The sequence below is a fragment of the Bdellovibrio sp. KM01 genome (assembly GCF_013752535.1).
GTDB lineage: Bacteria > Bdellovibrionota > Bdellovibrionia > Bdellovibrionales > Bdellovibrionaceae > Bdellovibrio.
Genome location: NZ_CP058348.1, coordinates 3,910,577 through 3,932,303 on the forward strand (window position 1 = coordinate 3,910,577; position 21,727 = coordinate 3,932,303).

General features: G+C 45.5%; 20 protein-coding genes. 10 read left to right on the plus strand and 10 right to left on the minus strand.

Annotation, left to right across the window (positions count from 1 at the left end; translation table 11 throughout):
- Positions 1–11 precede the first annotated feature (11 nt).
- The 9 genes from hemW to HW988_RS18865 all read left to right on the plus strand — a co-directional run bounded on the left by hemW (position 12) and on the right by HW988_RS18865 (position 8,997).
- Positions 12–1,184 carry a radical SAM family heme chaperone HemW gene (hemW, locus tag HW988_RS18825; RefSeq protein ID WP_181605649.1) on the plus strand — a complete coding sequence of 391 codons (1,173 nt, stop codon included), beginning with the start codon at positions 12–14 and terminating at the stop codon, positions 1,182–1,184.
- A gap of 77 nt (positions 1,185–1,261) precedes the next feature.
- Positions 1,262–1,783: a nucleotide exchange factor GrpE gene (gene grpE, locus HW988_RS18830; RefSeq protein WP_181605650.1), complete on the plus strand. Its 522-nt coding sequence runs from the start codon at positions 1,262–1,264 to the stop codon at positions 1,781–1,783.
- Between the two features lie 10 nt (positions 1,784–1,793).
- On the plus strand, positions 1,794–2,804 hold the full coding sequence (locus tag HW988_RS18835; protein WP_142701993.1) for a DnaJ C-terminal domain-containing protein: 1,011 nt from the start codon (positions 1,794–1,796) through the stop codon (positions 2,802–2,804).
- On the plus strand, positions 2,801–4,468 hold the full coding sequence (locus HW988_RS18840) for a penicillin-binding protein activator (protein ID WP_181605651.1): 1,668 nt from the start codon (positions 2,801–2,803) through the stop codon (positions 4,466–4,468). The genes HW988_RS18835 and HW988_RS18840 overlap by 4 nt, the downstream gene beginning before the upstream one ends.
- 108 nt (positions 4,469–4,576) lie before the next feature.
- Positions 4,577–4,948, plus strand: a complete 372-nt coding sequence (locus tag HW988_RS18845; RefSeq protein ID WP_181605652.1) for a TraR/DksA C4-type zinc finger protein — start codon at positions 4,577–4,579, stop codon at positions 4,946–4,948.
- A 181-nt stretch (positions 4,949–5,129) separates the two neighbouring features.
- Positions 5,130–5,492 carry a TraR/DksA family transcriptional regulator gene (locus HW988_RS18850; RefSeq protein WP_142701996.1) on the plus strand — a complete coding sequence of 121 codons (363 nt, stop codon included), beginning with the start codon at positions 5,130–5,132 and terminating at the stop codon, positions 5,490–5,492.
- A gap of 105 nt (positions 5,493–5,597) precedes the next feature.
- Positions 5,598–8,003, plus strand: coding sequence for an endopeptidase La (gene lon / locus HW988_RS18855; protein ID WP_181605653.1), 2,406 nt, complete (start codon positions 5,598–5,600; stop codon positions 8,001–8,003).
- A 207-nt stretch (positions 8,004–8,210) separates the two neighbouring features.
- On the plus strand, positions 8,211–8,414 hold the full coding sequence (locus HW988_RS18860) for a DUF2892 domain-containing protein (RefSeq protein WP_181605654.1): 204 nt from the start codon (positions 8,211–8,213) through the stop codon (positions 8,412–8,414).
- Positions 8,415–8,478: 64 nt separating this feature from the next.
- Positions 8,479–8,997 (plus strand): thermonuclease family protein, encoded by a 519-nt coding sequence (locus HW988_RS18865; RefSeq protein ID WP_181605655.1) that lies wholly within the window; start codon positions 8,479–8,481, stop codon positions 8,995–8,997.
- Here HW988_RS18865 and HW988_RS18870 read toward each other — a convergent pair.
- Both HW988_RS18870 and HW988_RS18875 read right to left on the minus strand, forming a co-directional pair.
- On the minus strand, positions 8,930–9,751 hold the full coding sequence (locus HW988_RS18870) for an FAD:protein FMN transferase (protein WP_181605656.1): 822 nt from the start codon (positions 9,749–9,751) through the stop codon (positions 8,930–8,932). The genes HW988_RS18865 and HW988_RS18870 overlap by 68 nt on opposite strands.
- A 78-nt stretch (positions 9,752–9,829) precedes the next feature.
- Positions 9,830–10,321 (minus strand): hypothetical protein, encoded by a 492-nt coding sequence (locus HW988_RS18875; protein WP_246845767.1) that lies wholly within the window; start codon positions 10,319–10,321, stop codon positions 9,830–9,832.
- Between the two features lie 259 nt (positions 10,322–10,580).
- Here HW988_RS18875 and HW988_RS18880 point away from each other — a divergent pair, with 259 nt between their 5' ends.
- A complete protein-coding gene (locus HW988_RS18880) occupies positions 10,581–11,783 on the plus strand; it encodes a patatin-like phospholipase family protein (protein WP_181605657.1) in 1,203 nt (400 codons plus the stop codon).
- Here the strand turns inward: HW988_RS18880 and HW988_RS18885 are convergent.
- From HW988_RS18885 to HW988_RS18920, 8 genes are all read right to left on the minus strand, one after another.
- Positions 11,780–12,496: a hypothetical protein gene (locus HW988_RS18885; RefSeq protein ID WP_181605658.1), complete on the minus strand. Its 717-nt coding sequence runs from the start codon at positions 12,494–12,496 to the stop codon at positions 11,780–11,782. The two genes, HW988_RS18880 and HW988_RS18885, sit on opposite strands and share 4 nt — an antisense overlap.
- A 1-nt stretch (position 12,497) precedes the next feature.
- Complete coding sequence (locus HW988_RS18890; protein WP_181605659.1) at positions 12,498–14,216, minus strand: hypothetical protein; 1,719 nt, start codon at positions 14,214–14,216, stop codon at positions 12,498–12,500.
- A 9-nt stretch (positions 14,217–14,225) separates the two neighbouring features.
- Positions 14,226–15,698 (minus strand): hypothetical protein, encoded by a 1,473-nt coding sequence (locus HW988_RS18895; protein ID WP_181605660.1) that lies wholly within the window; start codon positions 15,696–15,698, stop codon positions 14,226–14,228.
- A gap of 177 nt (positions 15,699–15,875) precedes the next feature.
- Positions 15,876–17,336, minus strand: a complete 1,461-nt coding sequence (locus HW988_RS18900) for an NADH-quinone oxidoreductase subunit N (RefSeq protein WP_181605661.1) — start codon at positions 17,334–17,336, stop codon at positions 15,876–15,878.
- Entirely contained in the window at positions 17,336–18,937 is a 1,602-nt protein-coding gene (locus tag HW988_RS18905) for a NuoM family protein (RefSeq protein WP_181605662.1), read from the minus strand. The genes HW988_RS18900 and HW988_RS18905 overlap by 1 nt, the downstream gene beginning before the upstream one ends.
- A 3-nt stretch (positions 18,938–18,940) precedes the next feature.
- Positions 18,941–20,872 (minus strand): NADH-quinone oxidoreductase subunit L, encoded by a 1,932-nt coding sequence (nuoL, locus tag HW988_RS18910; RefSeq protein WP_181605663.1) that lies wholly within the window; start codon positions 20,870–20,872, stop codon positions 18,941–18,943.
- Between the two features lie 5 nt (positions 20,873–20,877).
- Positions 20,878–21,201 carry an NADH-quinone oxidoreductase subunit NuoK gene (nuoK, locus tag HW988_RS18915; protein ID WP_142702008.1) on the minus strand — a complete coding sequence of 108 codons (324 nt, stop codon included), beginning with the start codon at positions 21,199–21,201 and terminating at the stop codon, positions 20,878–20,880.
- Positions 21,191–21,727 (minus strand): NADH-quinone oxidoreductase subunit J, encoded by a 537-nt coding sequence (locus tag HW988_RS18920; RefSeq protein ID WP_181605664.1) that lies wholly within the window; start codon positions 21,725–21,727, stop codon positions 21,191–21,193. The genes nuoK and HW988_RS18920 overlap by 11 nt, the downstream gene beginning before the upstream one ends.

Below are 21,727 nucleotides of genomic sequence, written 5' to 3' on the forward strand. Positions count from 1 at the left end.
AGATAACTCCCATGGCTTTTGGCGTTTACGTTCACATTCCCTACTGTATTCAGCGCTGCACTTATTGTGACTTCGCGACTTATGAGCAAAGTAAGATTTTGCCTCCGGATCAGTACGTCCAATTGCTGTTTGAGGAGATTCGCCAAAAGCATCGCTATTATCAACCTCAAAAGCTAGACACACTTTACTTCGGTGGTGGAACACCCAGTTTGATCCCAGCTCATCTTATTGTAGCCGTCATAAAAGAGTTGGGTAGATATGGCTATACAACTGGACCCGAGACCGAAATCACGATCGAGATCAATCCGGCGACAGTCGACAAAGACAAACTGAAAATGTACATCGACCACGGAGTGAATCGTTTCAGTGTCGGTGCTCAAACTTTTGATGATCGTTTGTTGAAAATGGTTCACCGCGAGCACTCTGCGAAACAGACGCTGGAGACCCTGGACCTTTTGCGGGCCCATAATCTGAATTTTAGCTTTGATATTTTGTTTGCTTTGCCCTCTCAGACTCTTGAAGGCCTCAAAAACGACGTGCGTATCGCTGTTGAACAAGGTGCAAAACATATCAGCCCCTATTGTCTGACAGTTCCTGATGGTCATCCACTTTCCAAAGGCCGGGCTCTTGAGGATGAACAAGTCGATATGTTTGATTTTATCGCGAGCGAATTAACAGGTCGCGGTTTTCAACAATACGAAATTTCTAACTTCGCTATCCCAGGTTATGAATCCCGTCACAACATGTTGTACTGGATTGATCAGCCTTATTGGAGTTTGGGACTAAGTTCTCATTCGTATTCCAAAGAATCCCCGTGGGGGACCCGTTATTGGAATTTGAATTCCATTGGTGAATACAAGAAGCAGATTCTGGAGCACGAAGGCAAAGAGTTTACTTCGCCGTCTTTGCATTTGCCTGAATCCCAAGTCGAGGCCCTGGAAATGCACCAAGCCCTCACGGACTTTTGTCATACTTCGATGCGTTTAATGCGTGGCCTCAATGAGCGCGAGCTTCAGGAGAAATTCCCTGTCGCAGTTTATCATCAGGTTTCAAGTATAATGAGCAAACTGATGGGCAATGGCTGGGTTCAAGCGGACGAAGGGCACTGGTCCTTAACACGAGAAGGCCTTGTTATTAGTAACAAAGTTTTCCAGGAGCTAACCTTCTTAAAAGAAGATGTCTAGGTTCCAAAAATCTGCACCTACCGTAATTGACAATATCTAATGAATACACAATCTTAAGTATTGCGAAAGGATCCCTCATGTCAGAAGAAAACAACTCTCAAAATTCCAATTCTGCGGCATCATCTGAAAATTTCGATGTCTCTTCTGAAATTCAAAAACTTCAAGAACAGGCAGAGAAATATAAAAACGATTTTTTATACCTGCGCGCGGAATTTGAAAACTACAAGCGTAATGCAATCAAAGAACGTTCAGAGTTGATGAAGTACGGTGGCGAGCGCTTTATCCGTGATCTTTTGGATATCGTTGATAATTTCGATCGCGCTCTTCAGGTTAATGTAACCTCTGAAAATATTAATACCTTTAAACAAGGTGTGGAAATGACGGCATCAGAACTTCGCAATCTATTGGTGAAGCATTCTGTGACGGAAATCCCTTCAGAAGGCGTTGCCTTTGACCCAAGCATTCACGAAGCCCTGAGCGCCGAAGCGACTGACAAAGTAGCTCCCGGCCATGTGGCACGCGTGTTTAAAAAACCTTACAAATTGCACGACAAGGTTATTCGCACAGGCCAAGTGGTTGTTGCGAAGAAACCAGAATAAGAGGCTTTGATTGTCTAAGAAGGACTACTACTCCCTTTTAAATGTTTCGCGTACAGCGACTGCGGATGAGATCAAAAAATCATTCCGCAAGCTTGCGATGCAGTATCATCCGGATAAAAATCCTGGCGATAAAAAGGCTGAGGAGAAATTCAAGGAACTCAGCGAAGCATACGAAGTTTTAAGCGATACAAAAAAACGCGAAATGTATGATCAATTTGGCCACGCCGGCCCAGGTTTTGGGGGCGGCGGCGGAGCCGGTGGACCTTTCGGTGGCGCCGGTGGATTCGGTGGTTTTGGCAACAGTGGCGGCTTTGGCGGCGCTGGTGGTGGAGCCGGTGGCGATCCCTTCCAGGATATCTTTGGCGATGTCTTTGGTGATATTTTCGGTGGTGCCCGTGGTGGCCCTGGAGCGGGTGCGCGCACGCGTCGCCCACAAAAAGGTACAGATCTACGCTATACTTTGAATGTTACATTCGAAGAAGCTGCCGTCGGTACTGAAAAAGTAATTAGTTTCATGCGCCAGCGTGGCAACAAAGAAGAATCCGCAAAATTATCTGTTAACGTCCCTGCCGGTGTTAAAGAAGGCCAACGCCTGAAACTTTCGGGCGAGGGCGATGCTGCTGGTGGAAGCGCTGGTGACTTATATGTGATAATCGCCGTTCAAGAGCACCCTTTGTTTAAGCGTGCTGAAAACGATGTGACTCTGGATTTGCCAATCACTTATACCGACGCAATTTTGGGAACTAATATTGAAGTTCCAACTTTGACGGGCAAAGCGATGATTCGCATTCCACCGGGAACTCACTCGGGTCAGAATTTCCGTCTTAAAGGAAAAGGCTTCCCAAAAATTGGCGGTTTTGGCACAGGGGATATGATGGTGCGAATTTTAGTCGACACTCCTCACAATCTTTCCAGCCGACAAAAAGAATTAATTGAAGAATTGGCTAAGTCCGGGGAAGCAACACCCATGGTGAAGGCTTTCCACGAAAAAGTATCTCATTTGATGAGGAATAGAAAATGACATCGAAGCTCGCTCTGATTTTCTCCGCACTTGTAATGGCTTCTTGCACGACCACCACGACAAAGAAAACGGAGATCAAGCAAGCTCCGGTCGCGACTAAGACTAACGGGAAAAAAGGCAAAGGCATGGCAGGACTGGCTGCAAAGCCACCTCCAGAGCCAGTTCCCGCTCCGCAGATTCCTGCACCCGTTGTTAATGATCCGATGGCGGCCCTGAAAAATCTGGTCGTGCTGTCAGTTCAAGCTCCCACGAAACAAGAACAAGATGTTTATCGCCTTAAGGCGATTGAAGATGTTGAAAACCGTTTGAATGAGAAACAACTGGAAGAAGTGGCAGATAATTCTGACTACGGATTCCTGCGTGGTCATGCGATGTCTCGCCTGGGAGACAAAGCTTTGGACGAGCGCGATATCTATAAAGCTAAAAAGTACTATTCCGGTGTGATTGATTATTTGCCGGAAAGTGATCTTGCTGCCCGTGCAAAAGATATTTTGTCACAGCTTGAGGCCGCAAAAACAGTGCAATCAAAAACTATCGGCGTGGTTCTTCCTTTAAGTGGAAAAAATGCGCCGGTCGGTCAACGTGCCCTTCGTGGCCTGGAAATGGGCTTGGGCCTTCACGTTCCGGGTTCAGGGTTCAAGCTTGCGGTGATGGATAGCGAAGGCAATCCCGACTCTGCTCGTCGCGGTGTTGAGCGTTTGGTGAAAGAAGATAATGTTATCGCCGTTGTCGGTAGCTTACTAAGTAAGACAGCTCCCGCGGTGGCAGCGAAATCTGACGAGCTTGGAGTGCCAAGTATTGCACTCTCTCAACGTTCAGGATTAACCGAGATTGGCCCTTCGGTTTTCAGAAACTCCCTGACAAGTGAAATGCAAGTTCGTCAGCTGGTTAGAACAGCGATGGATGATTTGGGCATGAAGAAATTCGCAGTTCTTTATCCGAACGATCAGTATGGAGTCGAGTTTACGAATATCTTTTGGGACGAAGTTTTGGCTCGTGGTGGACAAATTACGGCGATCCAAACTTACTCAACCAAAGAAACTGATTTCCGTCTGGTCGTGCAACGTCTGGTTGGGACGTATTATGGCGAAGGCCGTCAAGATGAATTCAATTTGCGCCTGAAAGATTTGAAAAACTCTGACAAAAAACGTTCTGCTCGCAAAGACAATACAGAGAACGTTCTCCCGCCGGTGACGGATTTTGATGCGATATTTATTCCCGATAGCGCTAAGGCCATGGGTCAAATTGCTGCGATGCTCGCATTTAACGATGTGCGTGGCGTAAAGCTGATGGGCACAAACTTGTGGAACACCGCTGGCATTGCAAAACGCGCCGGTAACTTTGCGAATAACTTGATGTTCGTAGACTCCATGGCACCAACCTCTCAAGAACAATCACGCTTCCTAACTGAATATAAAAATCTGTATGGTGAAACACCGACGCTGATTGAAGTTCAGGCCTATGATGCTGGTTTGATTTTGCGTCAATTGGTGGCCTCAGGAGCCGATTCCAGAGAGGCTTTGACAGCTAAGCTTCTAGGGCTCAAGAAGTTCCCAGGATCCCTTGGCACGCTTTCTATGAGCTCTGAGCGCGAGATCGAGCGCCCTGTAGTTTCCCTTACCGTGGAAAAAGGTGAAATTGCACCCCTACGCGTTCGCCAATAGGCGCTATAAGAATATTTAATGACCTTTTTTTAACCGGCCCCCTCCCCTTCCTCGTCTAAGGAACACTAAGCGGCAAGCAAGTCGCTAATCCTAAAGAAGGGGGCTGTTATGAAGACGCAGATTACAGAAACAATCGTTACCGAGTGCCGTAGAAAACTAATCCTGACAAAACAAGACATTCTGAATCGCATCAGAGCAGCCCAATCCGCTTTCGTACACGCAGAAAAGTCTGGCGACGAAGGAGATGTGTCAGCGGCCCACATCGAGGAACACACTTTTTTAGTTTCACAAGAGCGCATGAGAAACCAACTACTCGAGATCGAGATGGCCCTGGGCAGAATAGAGACTGGTACATTCGGTGTGTGTGAAGAAACCGAAGAGCCCATCGAAGCCGAAAGACTGCTTGCGATTCCTTGGACTCGTCTCAGCATTGAAGGCGCGGAAATGCGCGAAGCAGTAGGCAGAAAGTTTGCACGCTAGAAAAAATCTGTTTCACTTTCTGTTTCTGTTTCACTTTCTGTCTAGACACTTCTCCTCTGACAGCTATGCGGCAAAGCGGTGCTTACTAATTCGTCACGCACTGCTTTTTCCGTGACACTTTTCTTATCCCCCGTAATAACGAGCAAGATTTTCGGCGATGATCATCATATCGGGGGGTGAGATGAACGCAACCGAACTAAGTACGACAGAACTAGAAAACTTGAAGGACTCGTTGCTTTTTCAAAAAGGCTCGATCCTAAACAAGTCACACGAATTCATTGCAGAGCAATCCAGCATCAGTGGCGCTGGTGATGAAGCAGAAGTTGCTTCTCAAGATGTTGCCAACAACATCTCTATTCATCTGCATGAAAGAGACCGCACAGCACTCTATGCAATCGAACGTGCATTGGGAAAAATCGCTGAGGGGACTTACGGCCAGTGCGAATCTTGCGGGGAACTAATCGGTGCCCGCAGACTTCAGGCCAGACCTTTCACAGCCCTTTGTATTGAATGCATGGAAGAACAAGAAGCGCTCTCTCACTGACACGGATGTCAGTCTAATTTTTCATATTTCCATTCAAGCATTTCTCACCACGCTCCGAAAAGTCTCATACATGAAACATTTCCCGCATCAACGCGGAGGAGCGGTATGAGTTTTGACGATAAAGTTCTAGAAATCCCACAGACACTTCCAATGCTACCTGTGAGAGACATCGTTGTTTTCCCCTACATGATTATTCCTTTGTTTGTAGGTCGTGATTCCTCGATCCGTTCTGTCGAAGAAGCTTTGGCAAAAAATCGCCTTATCTTCCTTGCTTCACAAAAAGATATCTCTGAAGAAAATCCAACTCCAGATTCTATCTACACAGTAGGTACAATCGCGATGATCATGAGAATGCGCAAACTTTCTGACGGTCGCGTAAAAATCTTGATTCAAGGTGTAGCTAAGGGTCGTGTTAAGAACTACTCTAAGACTTCTCCTTCTTTCGAAGTTGCAGTTGAAAAAATCGAAGAAATTCCAAATCAAAAATCCGTTGTTGAAAACGAAGGCTTGATCAGAACAGCGAAAGAGCACATCGAGCGCATCATCGCAATGGGCCGCCCTCTTTCTCCAGACATCTTGTTGGTACTAGACGATGTCACTGATCCAGGTCGCATTGCTGACTTGATCGCTTCAAACTTAGGTATCAAAGTTCAAGACGCTCAAAAAGTTCTTGAGACTCATGATTCTACTGAAAGACTTAAAATCGTTACTGAGATCCTGGCTGCTGAGCTTGAAGTTATGCAAACTCAACAAAAGAATCGTCCAAATCAAAAAGACGATGCCAACAAATCTCAACGTGAATACTTCTTGCGCGAGCAAATGAAGGCTATAAAGAATGAGTTGGGCGAACAAGACTCTAAATCTGAAGAGATGGATGAGTTGCGTGACAAGCTGACCAATGCTGGCATGCCTCCTCATGTTGAAGCTGAAGCTATGAAACAATTGGGTCGTTTGGAGCGTATGCATCCAGATGCATCTGAAGCTACAATGGTTCGTACATACCTTGACTGGATGGCGGATCTTCCTTGGAGCAAAAAATCTGAAGATCATATCGATCTTAAGCGCTCTAAAGAAATTCTTGATGAAGATCACTACGAGCTTGAAAAAGCCAAAGACCGTGTCATGGAATTCCTTGCGGTTCGTAAGTTGAAACCAGACCTTAAAGGACCCATCTTGTGCTTTGGTGGACCTCCAGGTGTAGGTAAAACATCTCTTGGTAAATCTATCGCTCGTGCGATGGGCCGCGAATACTTCCGTATCGCTTTGGGCGGCGTGAAAGATGAAGCGGAAATCCGTGGTCACCGCCGTACTTATGTAGGCGCGATGCCAGGTAAAATTATCCAAGCTCTTCGCCAAGCGAAAACAAACAATCCAGTTATCGTACTAGATGAAGTTGATAAATTGGGTTCTGATTTCCGCGGCGACCCTTCAGCAGCAATGCTTGAGGTTTTGGATCCAGAACAGAATGCTACTTTCCGTGATAACTATTTGAATGTGGATTTCGACCTTTCAAACGTGTTGTTCATCGCTACTGCTAACGTGTTGGAGAATATCCCACCAGCATTGCGTGACCGTATGGAAATCTTGAACATCCCTGGTTATACAGAGAACGACAAACTTTTGATCACTAAAAAACATTTGATCAGAAGACAAATCGAAGCAAACGGTATCACTCCAGAGAACATCAGTTTCACTGATGAAGGTATCAAATACCTTATCGCTGGCTACACTCGCGAAGCAGGTCTTCGTAACCTAGAGCGCGAAGTAGGTTCAGTTTGCCGTAAAGTTGCGAAGATGGTGGTAATGGGCGAAAAGAACTTCGTAGAAGTAAACGCTACGACTGTTCCGGAAATCCTTGGTCCTCCACGCTTCCAACGCGACGACAAGATCGCTGACTCTCAAGTTGGTGTTGTGCAAGGTCTTGCATGGACACAAGCTGGCGGTGAAGTGTTGACTGTTGAAGCTTTGAAAATGAAAGGTAAAGGACATCTTTCACTTACAGGCCAACTTGGCGATGTGATGAAAGAATCTGCTCACGCAGCAATGTCTTACGCTCGTGCTCACATGGAAGAATTGAACATTCCTGAAGACTTCTTTGAAAAGTACGATATCCATATCCACTTGCCAGCGGGCGCTATCCCTAAAGATGGTCCTTCTGCAGGTATCACTCTTACAACTGCGCTTGTAAGCTTGATGACAGGTACTCCAGTTCGCCATGACTTGGCAATGACTGGTGAAGTGACTCTTCAAGGTCGCGTACTTCCTGTCGGTGGTATCAGAGAAAAGTGTCTTGCGGCTTTGAATCTTGGTATTACAAATATCATCATTCCAATGGCTTGTAAGAAAGACTTGGCTGATATTCCAAAAGTGTTCAGAGATAATATCAACTTCATCTTCGCAGAGAATCTTGATGAAGTGTTCGCAGTAGCTTTCGATAAAGACGCTGCAACACAAACTAAGAAAACAGGCGTTAAGAAAGAAGCTAAGAAAACAAAATCTCTAGCGGCCTAGCTGGCTTGCACTCCGGCCCAGCCGGAGTAACTAGAGTACATCGCCCCTCCCAAGTTAAGATGTATTGAAAAAGGACTGAGAAATCAGTCCTTTTTCTTTTCCGAATAGACCAGTAAGAATCCAACTGGGGTCTAGCCCCCTTTATGTCCAAGATCATGTTTTAAAGTCCAAAACAGGTGTAAAATTAACTTATGCACCGGAGGATTTATGAAACTTTCTACTAATATCGGTAACAAAGAACGCGTCGTTCGTATCTTCGTTGGTCTTGCGATTGCTTCACTTGCATTCTGGGGTCCCGCAAACATGTGGTTTCTGCTTGGTCTTATTCCAGTTATGACCGGGGTTGTTGGATGGTGTCCTCCCTATCAACTTCTTCATATCAATACGAAGTCAAAAAGCGCTCATCAGTGATTCAGATTTTGTTCGTTAAAGAATTAGTTTTCTAACAAGCACTTTTGTCTGCTAGCATTTGGATATGCGTCTTGTTTCATCCATCTTGTTAGCAGCTTTGTTCATTCAGCCCACTTTCTCTTTTGCAAAGAAGAAAAAGAATCAACCCACATTTTTATCCGGCGTGGTCGAACAATGTCACGACGGCGATACTTGTCGCGTGCGGGTTAAAGGTAAAATTGCCAAGATCCGCTTTGCTGGCATTGACTGCCCTGAGCTTTCTCAAAAATATGGAAAACAAGCCCGCAACTTCACTGAATCTTTAGTTAAAGGAAAGCAAGTTGACCTTGAATGCGATGGCAAATCTTTTGATCGCCTGACTTGCGTGGTATTCGTCGGTGACAAGAATGTGAATTTGATGATCGTGCAACATGGCTGGGCTTACGACTCTACAAAATACTCTAAAGGCAGATATTTAGCATCAGTTGGTGAGGCAAAATCTCAACGCTTGGGAATTTGGGCGGATAAAAATCTTACTAGTCCATATTGCTACCGTCATAAGACGAATAAGAAATGTGCCCTTGATCAAAGCTATATGCCTTAGATTCCTCAAAGATCTCTTCGATCTCTCCTGCCTCATCAAATACGATAATTTGCGCATCGAGCTCTGCCACGCAAGACTGGATTATTGTTTGAGGTGCATACAAACCAATCTTGGTCAGAGCATTGGCACTCATGCTGGTGTCGGCAATCACTGAAACTGTATGCCGGCCACTGATTCCATGTCTTAAAGGATGAAGGTAAAGAGTTGCAGATTCATGATCATATAGATTTCCCCGGGATTCTGTCGTTGCTATTGCATCCTTGAACAAACCTAGTTCTTTTTCGATATTAGCGTTACTCATCCGCACATGAATTGATTTCTTGGGACAATTGAAAAAGCGAATCCCTTCGGCCAAGTGAACCATACCCATAAGATTGGGGTTTTTCTCTCTCATCATTTTCACTGCCTCATCGATGATGTAGCCTCGAATGAGGCATTTTAAATCAAGATTTTTAGATTCCTCCCTAAACGGCTCAAAATATCCGTCTGATAAGGTGCTGATATCTAACGCCTTCTCTAAAACTTCAGCCGTCGGTTTGCTCATTTCAAAAGAATCGTCACCCTCTACCGTAAGAATGCGGCAGATCTCCGATTGCGGATCATCCAAATTAAGGGCGCCCTCAAGCTCGACAAGATGTTGCAGAGTTCCCGTCAGCAAGGACTCCTGACTTCCCGGAGAAAAGAGATTGATTTGAATAAAGTCGCCCAACATCGGCCGACCCGCCTGGGCAGTGATTTCAAGTTGTTTTTCCATATGCCTTAACGTTAAAAGCAAAAAACCCCGGGTGACATCATCAACCGGGGTTTTTGTAAGATAACATTTTAAGGCGACTTATTGTTTGAAGCCTTTCAGGCGATCGTTTTCGGATTCCAAAACTCGAACCAGAGTTTTAAGGTCCGTAACTTCGTCCTTCAGTTGGAAGATCTGTTCTTCCTTTTCTTGAAGGATCTGCGTGTAAGCTTTCTTCAGTTCGTTCAAAAGCTTATTTGCAGCTGTAAGGATCGGCTCATCCTTATTTACTTTAACCGTCTTTTCAGCAAGGTCCTGAGCCTTCACTTCGTCCTTTGAAGAAGCCATTTCCGTTCCTTCTTTCATCATTCCTTGATGAGCACCCACCAAAGCAAGGTTTTCGCTTTCTTGGGAGGGGCGATGTACTCTTTGATGGGTACCCATCGGTTCATCCATGATGAAGTACTTGCCGTCTTCAAATCGGAATCGAATGTCGTCAGCTTTGATTCTTCGGCGGAGAGTACTCACACTAATTCTGTATTTAGTGGAGTAGTCCATTAGCGGTAGCCAAGAACCATTCATCTCAACGTTCATTCGATCCCCTTTACTCACCCTGGCCGAAACCAAAGTGCAAGTAGCCAGCTTTTCGGAAATGGTGGTCGCCTACTCAGCTTGCGTAATCAACCCTATCACAGGACTTCAGTCTGTCAAAGATAGTGTGACTACTTACTCAAATTCAACAAAAAACAGGACCTTGATCTGGCTATTCAGCGACTAGTCAGGGTTTTAAGCTAGACCAACGTATGACCAACCTTGCCCTCCACCACCTGAGATCACATACTTATGCATAGATATGCGTATAAAAGAGAAAAAGAAAATAGCATTGGTCTTAAGTGGAGGTGGCATTAAAGCCGCAGCCTTCCACATTGGTGTTTGCTTGGCCCTTCAAGAAAAGGGCTTCAAGTTTGCCGGTGGAACCAAAGAGATGGTGCGTCAGAATTTCGATGAAAACGATCCGATGACCATTCGATGCTATGTTGGGTCCAGTGCCGGCGCTTTCGTTGCTTCCATTTTGGGGGCTGGATATCCAATCGAATCCCTGATTAACGCCTTTCAGGTTGGTTCAGGATCAACACCGACTTTTGATAAATCGGATCTTCGTTATTTAAAACCAATCTCTTATCGCAATATCTTTAATTTGAACTCCAGTGGTTTACTTCGTTTCATACCCCGCGCTTTATTGGATAAAACCATCGTTAAGGGTGGCGTTGAGTCCCTGATCAAAAACGGCTTGAAGTTAAATGGTCTGTTTTCAACCAGCGGGATCGAAAGTTATCTTCGCAAAGACGTTCTTTTGGACAATGACTTTGCCCGTTTGGGTGTGGATCTATTTGTCATCGGCACACAATTGAACCACACACGCAAAGCTATCTTTGGGAACTTCCCAGAGTCCTATAAAACAGCGAATCACATGTACATCAACCATGCACCAATCAGCACCGCGGTTGCCGCTTCGACTTCGCTGCCTCCGGTTTATGCACCTTATGGAATCAAGCGTCCCGAAGATGGCAAAGAGATCTTCTTTTATGATGGGGAGATTAGGGACACTCTTTCAACTCACGTAGCCGCTGATCATGGCGCAGATCTGGTGATTTCATCTTATTCTACGCAACCTTATCACTATACTGAGGAAATGGGTTCGCTTCATAAGTACGGGATTCCATTGATTTTAAATCAAGCTCTGTATCAAGTAATTCAGCAAAAGATCGCAAAACATATTCAGGCACAAAACGACATTAAGTCGATCTATAATGCGGTTGATGGATATTTAAAGCAGATCAAACTGCCCGATGATCAAAGAGAAAAGTTATTGGGGATTATTCGTGATCGAGTTCATCATCGCCCCGAAGTCGATTATATCTATATTTCTCCACGACCTCAGAACTATGAGATGTTCTTTGTGGATCACTTTAGTTTGAACCCTGAAATTTTAGCCCGCATCGTTCGAATCGGATTTAAATCAGGGATCAACGTTCTTCGTCAGCACGATATCTAAAGCGCTTCCCAACCGGTGGATTCACAGGCAACCATCATCAGTAAGCGCCATCTATCAACAAGTTTTATACTGGCGTCTGCTTGAACTGCCATTTTATCGGCCATTTGCATTCCCGTAATCATCCCCGCCTCGGGATCATCCCCCCGGTAAAAGAAGGCAAGCAAAGTACTTATATTTGCCGCATCCACAGCCGGAGCCGTTCCACCAATTTTCTTCATCAGATTATTTACAAACACATCGTTTGAAAGAATTTGCTCGCAAGCTTGAATTTTGTAAGCCGCTCGCAACGTTGTTGCTGGTTGATTCATCGGCGCAACAACCGTTCCATCACAATCAGCACCACTACTTACATCAAGCATGGGATTTCCTGAGTCACATGGCAGACCAAATGTTCCAGCCCGGGCAACAACAGTGCTAATCAAAAGCTTTGAAAGTACCCGGTTATTTCCCGCAGTATCTGCAACAGAGGGATCTTTAAAAGTATCCATCAACAAACTTTGAATCTGATATCTGTTTGCCAAAAGGGGAGCCTGAGTACTTGGTGTTGGCGTTGAACCACCCGGATGATCTACAGATGTTCCTGACTCAATGGCATCACCAGTTAAAGACGCTAACTCGAAGTTGTTCGATCCCATACAGTTTTGAAAGGCTACACTTATGCCCATCAAACCTGTGACAACAAGCAATGCTCGGGAAGATTTTGATCTTTTCAATCTAGCCTCCCACAATTTTACTTTTGCCGTAGTTATTTACAAACACACCTGTTGATTCATTGAAAGTCACCACTGGTGGAGCAGAGTTTTCCCAGGGATTACTATTAAGCCTCATCAAACCTACGAGACTTGAAGGAACTGCTGCAACTCCCGGAGTTGCACCTTGAGAGCCCTTATACCCCTCGATATCGGCTGCAGCGCCATTTGTTCCACTGCCCGTTGTTGCCATCTTGATATTTCCTGTCACGTAAGGACCATTTTGAATGGCACCGGAATAAATTGATGTCACCATGTGATTGTAACCGTGACCTGTGCCGCCCGTTGGACTTACGTTTCTGGAAAATTCACTGCTGACTTGTAAAACTGATTCGTTCCACAGGTTTGCATTTGTGCCCGAGCGTTTATAAAGATTCAAACTGTCTTTGAACTCCAGAATGCCCGCAAGAATTCCCGAGTAAAACCTGTTTGCAATCAGCAACGTAGAAAGACGTCCATTCGCTCCGTCCATATCAGAATCCATACGAGTCATCGTTACATTCTGGGCGACGCCACCGATTGTCACCGGAAACAAACTCGAGTCCAAACGGAAACCATTATGGAATATTCCAATGTTTGTGGAAAGGTCGTTACGTAGTACATATTCGGCCAAAGCAAATTGCTCCGGCAAATCTGCGAAGTGCATTCTTTTAACAACGTCACGCATATCCGTGCCCGCCTGATAAACGGCACTTACGCGGCCTAAAGAAACACCAGCCTCGGAAGCTGGATAACCATAAATCGCCTGACCCTTCCCATCGAGGTAAGCATCATTTATTCCTGCTGTCGTCATTGCCACAGTCGATAGCATCGCTGTTTTATAGCGAACAACAGCATCAGACCAAAAGCCTTCGATATCCCCCAAGCCAGCCTTAATTTTTTTTGCCGCGTTTTCTAGATTTTTATTCAATGTTTCGGCACCAACGCGATTTGATCTGGCATAAGTTTTCATATAGGCCATCGCCGTATCGTAGGCCGCCTGTTGCGACGCTTTGAGGTTGAACGACGTTGTCATCGTTGATCCAACCTGAAAAGGCGACATCAGTGTCGAGGGGTTCGCTGCCGTTTTTGTGTAGGCCTTATTCGTAGTGCTTGCGAAGAAATTTCCGCTTGTCCCGCTGACCATCACTCCTGCGAAAAGATTCTCAGCTTGATCGGCCATTAATCCCTGCAGGCTTGGCATCCCCGTGACTGGTACCTGCACCAATAAAGAGTTCACATCATGTCCATCGGACTTGGAAGCAAACCCACGCATAACCATCATATTATTCAAAATATCAGAGGCGGCACGACTGCCCCCCTTACCATTGGCAATTTTCGTCTGAAACAAGTAAGGAACTTGCACGCCATTGTAGTTCATTAATTTCAACTCTGCACCGGTCACCACTCCATCTGAGGATGTGAATGCCGTTGCAAGCCACTGGTTATTTGCGGCGATCATACCAATATCTTCACCAGTGCTGAGTTTAAGCCAATGGTCGAACGCAAAGCGAATCGGACCACCGTTAAGCCACAAATTTACGTGATATCTCGTGCTGTCTTGGCTGACTCCCAAAGACTCAGCCCGAGCCTTTTGGACAAAACCAGTCACCACTCTAAACGCCAGAGAATCCATTGCAGCTGGCAAGCTTGCCAAACCAGCTACACTTGTTAGGCCCGTTCTAAGAAAACTGCGTCTATCCATTTTCTTCCCCTATTTTCCAGTGTCCGAAAAATTTGCCGATCTATAATAAGACGACGAGATGATGCTTTCGATCAGCTTTTGAAGCGATTGTGTACTTCGTAGCTCTTGACCCAAATCTTCAACGAACTTTCTGTCTGCAGCTTCGCGTGCTGTCGTCGACTTATTCAATGACACATTCGCTGGATCGGAGCGGTCATAAAGAGACACATTAATGCCGGTGAAATATTGAAAGTATCTTTTGGCAGCACACTGATAGAAGTCGTTGGTATCCGCCATGGCTTTACCGAGACCCTCGACTCCACTTACGCTTTGTTTGATCAATTGCCCGTCAGCATTTGATCTAAACATAAGCACACCTGTGGGTTGTTGTTTTTGGAAGTCAGTGACTGTTTGAGACGACCATCCGGAAACAGAGGCCACGCTAGGTTTGAATTTTCCAATCATGATACTTTTTGTATTGAGTGGCACACCATTACCGTTAATCACATCTACTGTCAGAGAAACAACCAGATTGCGACTGGTGTAAGCGGCTTGGTCCATACTGGCATGACAGCGGATACAACTTGAGGACTGTCTAAAAGGCGCAACAGAGGTAGCATCCAGGTATTGTAAAACATCTGCTTCTCGAAGAGATGGAAGCGACAGACACAACATAGATTCCATCGCCGTCTTTGACCATTTTCTTGGAACCTTTAAAGCACCATCAAAAACTTGCCCTTGAGGATGTCCGCTATTTAGTAAAAAGAAGGCACGCGTTCCCAAGATGCCGCCACCTTGATTCGCATAAAAATCTACACTTCCTTCAGCTCCTGCATTCATAGCGGCACCATTAACTGAAGCCGTACGACCTAATCCTGGAATGGCGTAGTTTTGAAGTACAAACGAGGCTGATGATTCATTAATTGATTTAATCGCGCCTTTTCCCGTCATAAACATATAGGGAACCATTTGCATCCCAGGACTCACGATGCTTCCATCGGCATTCAAATAGGACAGCGATCCCGTCTTGGCAGCCGGATCATTCACGCGTTTACCTTCGAGTCTTGTTGTTCCAGATAACACGTTTCTATATGCGTCACCTGTAAATAAGTTTCGAGTCAGGTAGAGGGCCGGCTCAGACATGTCGATGAACTTGTCCGTGTTGCTTTCAAATTCTGCGCGATACCCTGTGATTTGTTCTTTGTTGGCAGTCGGAAACCAGGTGCGATGAAACTGATAAAAGTTATTCACGATAAGTGTCGCTCTGGAATCGGTATTTTTTAAATTCCCCGATGCATCCATATTTGCTAGTTGAAGCAGACTTTTGCAGGCATCAACACCTGTCCTATTTCCTGCAATGACTTCTTTATACAGACTGTCTGAAAAGGGAACCACCGTGCCCGTCAATTGAGAATAGCATCGAGCATAGATGGCTTTATCTGAAAGTGCGTGTGCATAGGAACCAGCACTCAGCGCAAGCGCAAGTATAAACGTGGCCTTCATTTCTTCCCCCCGACCACTATCGTATCGGTTTCAAATATGAGTCGGTCATAAGTTATTTGGAATCTGGATTCCTAAGTGTTCGGGGAAATTTGGAGTGACTCCAGCTAAAATCTACGAGGCATAGAAATAAAAAAGGCCGCTATTCGCGGCCTTTTTTATTCTCAATTTAAAACAGAATTAAAGGAGGCTTTTTTCAACCGCTGTAAATAGAGGTCCTGATACGAAGCCCAGGAACAAGATTGCGATTGCCATCACAACCACGGTTACTGTTGTTGCATTCAAAGAATGTTCTGCAACGTCAGCTTGGCCTTCTTTCATGTACATAACTACGATTGGGCGCAAGTAGTAGTAAACGGAAATTACGGAGCTAATCATACCCCAAATTGCCAACCACATAAGGCCTTCACCGATAGCTGCATTGAAAAGATAGAACTTACCAAAGAAACCTAAAGTTGGCGGAATACCTGTCAATGAAAGCAAGAACACCGTCAGGCAAAGGGCGATCATAGGTCTTTGTTTTGCCAAACCAGCAAGATCATCAACGTCTACGATATGGTTTTCTGATTTTTCAAGCATGCTTGCAATTGCAAACGCACCCAAAGTCATCAAGCCATAGCTTAGCAAATAGAAGATCACGCCAGAAGCACCGAAAGCTGCATCGTCACTTACACCCGCCGTAATCACACCCACCAAGATATAACCAGAGTGTGCGATCGAAGAGTACGCAAGCATACGTTTCAAGTTATTTTGCAAGATAGCTGCCGTGTTACCCACGATCATAGTGATTACAGCCAACCATTGAAGCATATCAAACAAGTGCTCTGAACCAACCAATGAACGAGTCGCAATCACACGCAAGAAAGCTGCGAAAGAGACCGTCTTAACCGCAGTCGCCATGAAAGCTGTGTGCGGAGTAGGTGCACCTTGGTATACGTCAGGAGTCCAAGCATGGAATGGTGCGATTGAAACTTTGAAGCAGAAGCCCAAAACCACAAACACCATACCGAACAAGAACAGACGGCTTGTTTGAATCAAGTCCGCTGCATTTTCCATGAAGGAAAGGATGTTCGTGTTTCCAGTTGTACCAAAAATAAATGCCACACCGTAAAGGAACAACGCCGAAGCAAATGAACCCAGGATGAAGTATTTAAGAGCGGCTTCTTTAGAAAGCTTTTCTTCGTGGCTCATCGCGATCATCAAGTACAATGCCAAAGACATCATTTCCAGACCGATGAAAACCATCAAAAGATCTACCGCGGAAACCAGAATCAACATACCAACCGCAGAAGACATTGCCAGGAAGATGAGTTCAGAGAACTGTCTACCCTTAGTCGCTGGATTTTCGTACATCATGATCATCGCAGCACCCGCAGACAGAAGCGCAATCACGCCCATCCACTGAGTCACTCCGTCAAAGATCAAACCGTTGTTGAATGCTGTTTTGCCAGCACCACCGAAGACCACCAAAAGACCGACAGCCACCACGATGCCGCCCAAGGCCTGGCAAAGAGTGATGATCGGGTTTTGTTCGCGATTGCCGCGAAGAACTTTCGCTGTGATCGGCACCAAGCTCGCAAGGAACAAGGCGATCATTGGTGAAACAAGAAGAATGTCACTAAGACCAATATTCATATTCATTATTTATCTCCTTGTGCTGCCGCTGTCGTTTGCTCTGTTACCGGAGCTGTCGTCGTTGCAGTTGCTGCCGTAGCTGCAGGCGCACCAGGTTGATTAATTGTCAGATTATAGCTGTTTTTGTTGTGTACCAAGTGATCCACGCTGGCTTTTGAGTAGTTCAAGAAGTTATTCGGGAACAGACCCATCCAGAAAACCATGAGCACCAGAGGAACAAGAACCGCGATCTCACGTGCATTCAAGTCGTGAAGTGGATGATGTTCGTCTTTAACCAACTCACCTTGTTCACCGAAGAATACGCGTTTAAACATCCACAACATGTACACTGCACCCAGAACCACACCCGTTACTGCAAAGTATGCAAACACTGGTTGAGCTTGGAATGTACCCATCAAGATGAAAAACTCGCCCACGAAACCATTTGTCATCGGAACCGCAATCGAAGAAAGCGTGATGATAAAGAAGAAGATCGTGAACAACGGAAGAACCCCTGCCAAACCACCGTATTTAGTGATTTCACGAGAGTGAGTTCTTTCGTAGATCATACCGATCAAGATGAACAGTGCACCCGTTGAGATACCGTGGTTCAACATTTGGTACAAACCACCGTTCATACCGTATGAGTTAAATGCAAACAGACCCAACAAGATGTAACCCATGTGCGAAACCGAAGAGTACGCCACAAGTTTTTTCACGTCCGGCTGAACCATCGCTACCAGGGCGCCATAGATAATTCCCACTGTACCGATAAGCATGAACAACCAAGACCAGTATTCAGAAGCCTCTGGGAATAAAGGAATCACCCAGCGCATGAAACCGTAAGTACCCATCTTAAGCATAACGCCGGCAAGAATTACTGAACCAGGAGTCGGTGCTTCAACGTGGGCATCTGGCAACCAAGTATGCAAAGGGAAAACCGGAACTTTGATCGCAAATGCCAGGGCGAATGCAAAGAACAAAAGCGTTTGAAGGCTAAAGAAAGTTCCACCGATGAACGGGATTTTCAATTTATAGAAATCCAACAAACTTGCACTCATTTGACCAGTCGTCTCTTGGGTCAGGTACATCATATAGATCATCGCAACCAGCATCATGACAGAGCCGGCGAATGTATAGATGAAGAGCTTAACTGTTGCATAGATTCTGCGAGATCCACCCCAGATACCGATCATGAAATACATCGGGATCAAAGCAAGCTCCCAGAAGATGTAGAAGAAGATCGCATCCATCGCCAAGAAAGTACCCAGCATTGCCGTTTGCAAGATGAACAAGCAAACGTGGAAGCCTTTGATTCTTTCAGTCACTGATGTCCAGCTTGCCAAAACAATAATCGGAGTTAAGAACGTCGTTAAAAGAACCAACCACAACGAGATACCGTCGATCCCGAAGAAGTAGCTGATACCAAAACGTTCAATCCACATATAACGCTCAACCATTTGCAGGTTCGCGGTATTTGGGTCGAACTGTTGGAACAACGCCAACGAAACGATGAATTCGATCACCGCAAAACCCATCGCCAAAGGGCGAAGAGTTTTAGCATTCGGCCAAACTGCGACGATCAAAGCAAACAAAAGAGGTAGAAAAACAATTGTACTTAGGATCATAGCTTACCCCAGGATCACATATGAAAGGACAACAACGACACCGAGACCGATGTACATCGCGTATTGCTGCATATTTCCGGTTTGAAGCGAACGACCCAAAGAGCCCATTCCGCGAACCAAATCCCCTGCCCAGTATGTGCACTTGTCGATGAAGTTAACATCAACGTAGTACCACATATTTTTACCCAGGTTTACCAAAGGATTAATGATTCCGCCGAAGTACGCTTCGTCCACGAAATATTTGTTATATACCAAGTTGTAAACAGGCTTGATGCTTTCAGCTATTTTCTTAGGAGTCTCTGGAGACTTCACATAGAACTGATAAGCAACTGAAGCCGAGATTACTGCCAAACCAACCGAGCAACCCATCAACACCCACTCAGTAGATGCATCGAAGTGACCCAAGTTCGGAATCTTAGTGATCATTGGATCCAACCAGTGTTCCCAAACATTTGGAATATGACCCAAATGTTCGCCGATCACGTGAGGGATACCGATCCAACCACCAATCACTGACAACACCGCAAGAACGATCAAAGGAATCGTCATCAATGCTGGAGATTCATGGGGATGAACGTGAGAAGGAACACGTGATTTACCCCAGAACGTAAGGGCCATCAAACGAGTCATATAGAATGCTGTCAAAGTCGCACCCAAAGCACCCGCGGCCCACAAGATCGGAGAACCCATTGGAGAGAAGAATGAATAAGCCAAGATTTCGTCTTTAGAGAAGAAACCCGCAAATGGAGGCATACCGATAATTGCCAACCAACCCAAGAAGAACGTTACGTGAGTGATTGGAAGGTATTTCTTAAGGCCACCCATTTTCCGTATGTCTTGTTCCTCGTGCATCGCATGGATCACAGAACCAGAACCCAAGAACATAAGGGCTTTAAAGAATGCGTGAGTCATCAAGTGGAACATCGCTGCTCCGAAAGCACCTACACCGCAAGCTAGGAACATGTAACCCAGCTGAGACACTGTTGAGTAAGCCAAAACTTTCTTGATATCCCATTGGGTCATACCAATCGTCGCCGCTAGAACCGCCGTTGCCGCACCGATAACTGCAATCACCATCATTGTGTTTGGAGCTACGATGAACAAAGGATTCAAACGAACGATCATATAAACACCGGCAGTAACCATCGTCGCCGCATGGATCAATGCGGAAACTGGTGTTGGGCCGGCCATCGCGTCTGGAAGCCAAACATACAATGGAATCTGTGCAGACTTACCGGTCGCCCCGATGAACAGGAACAAAGTTCCCAAAGTCACGGCGCCCATCCACGAAGCCTCAACAGTTGTTGGAGCCAATGCATTTAGTTCGTGGAAGTTCAAAGTACCGAAAGTCATGAACAAAACAAACATACCCAGCAAGAAAGCGGCGTCACCAACACGATTCGTGATGAAGGCTTTCATCCCTGCAGCTGCTTTTTCTGCATCCGTGAACCAGAAACCGATTAGCAAGTAGGAGCAAAGACCCACACCTTCCCAACCAACAAACATCACTAGCAAGCTGTCACCAAGAACTAGCAACAACATGTTAAAGATGAACAGATTCAAGTAAGCGAAGTATTTTGCAGCACCTTTATCGTGGTGCATGTACCCGATAGAGAACAAGTGGATCAAAGTACCAACGCCCGTGATCACCAGAACCATGATCGCGCTGATTTGATCGACTACGAAACCCGCGTTTACTTTAAATTTATCAATCGCCATCCACTCAAAGAATGTCACAGCAATACGACGGGATTCTGCTGCCATACCTACAAGGTCTGTCACCAAAAGAACCGCGCTGATAAAAGAAATTGCCACTGCCAGAGTTGCAATAACACCTGCAACGTTTGCAGAATGTTTTTTATAACGGAAACCATTGATCAGAAAACCAACCAACGGACTTAGGATAACAATGGCCATTAAAACTGAATGATTCATTCGGCCTATCCTTTCAAGTGCTCAAAGAAGCGAATGTTCACTTCGTTAAAGCGTTTAAAGATCGATACTGCCAAAGCAAGACCCACAGCTGCTTCAGCGGCTGCGATTGTCATTACAAAGAACACCATGATGTGACCCTCAAGATGGCCCATGTATTTAGAGAATGCGATGAACGTCAAATTTACTGAGTTCAACATAAGCTCGATGGACATCAAAAGTACGATCACGTTGCGACGAAGAAGAACTCCTGCCATACCCATAACAAAGACAATCGATGCCAGGACAAGGTAATGAGTCAGTCCAATGTTGTTAATGAAATCAATGTTCATGAGTTCCACCTTTACTGCGAGAAAGTGCTACTGCGCCCACCGCGATCACCAAAAGAAGAACGCCAAGAGCCTCAAAGCCAAAGATATATTTAGAGAATAGGATTTGACCAAGTTGCTTAGTCGTTTCCATGCCCGTTCCAACAGTCACAGGATTGTCTGTGGTTTTGAATACCAATTGCTCAACTGTTTTATAGATAGAGGCAACGATCATTCCCAACAACAAGCCCACGGACATGATTTTCAAAATGCCCGAGAACTTGCCACGCGTGAACGCTGACACATCCTGCTTCAAGTCGAAAAGCATGATAACCATCGTGAACAAAACCATCACGGCGCCGGCATAAACGATCAGCTGAACACCCGCAATAAAGTAGGCATTCAGAGTCACAAACAAAGCTGACATCGTGACCATTGTCATCGCCAGGCTTAGTGCGGAATAAATAGGATTCTTCAATAGGATCACCATCAGGCCTGAGCCCAACAATGCGATCGCTAAAAACCAAAATAGAAAAGCGTCTGCTGTCAC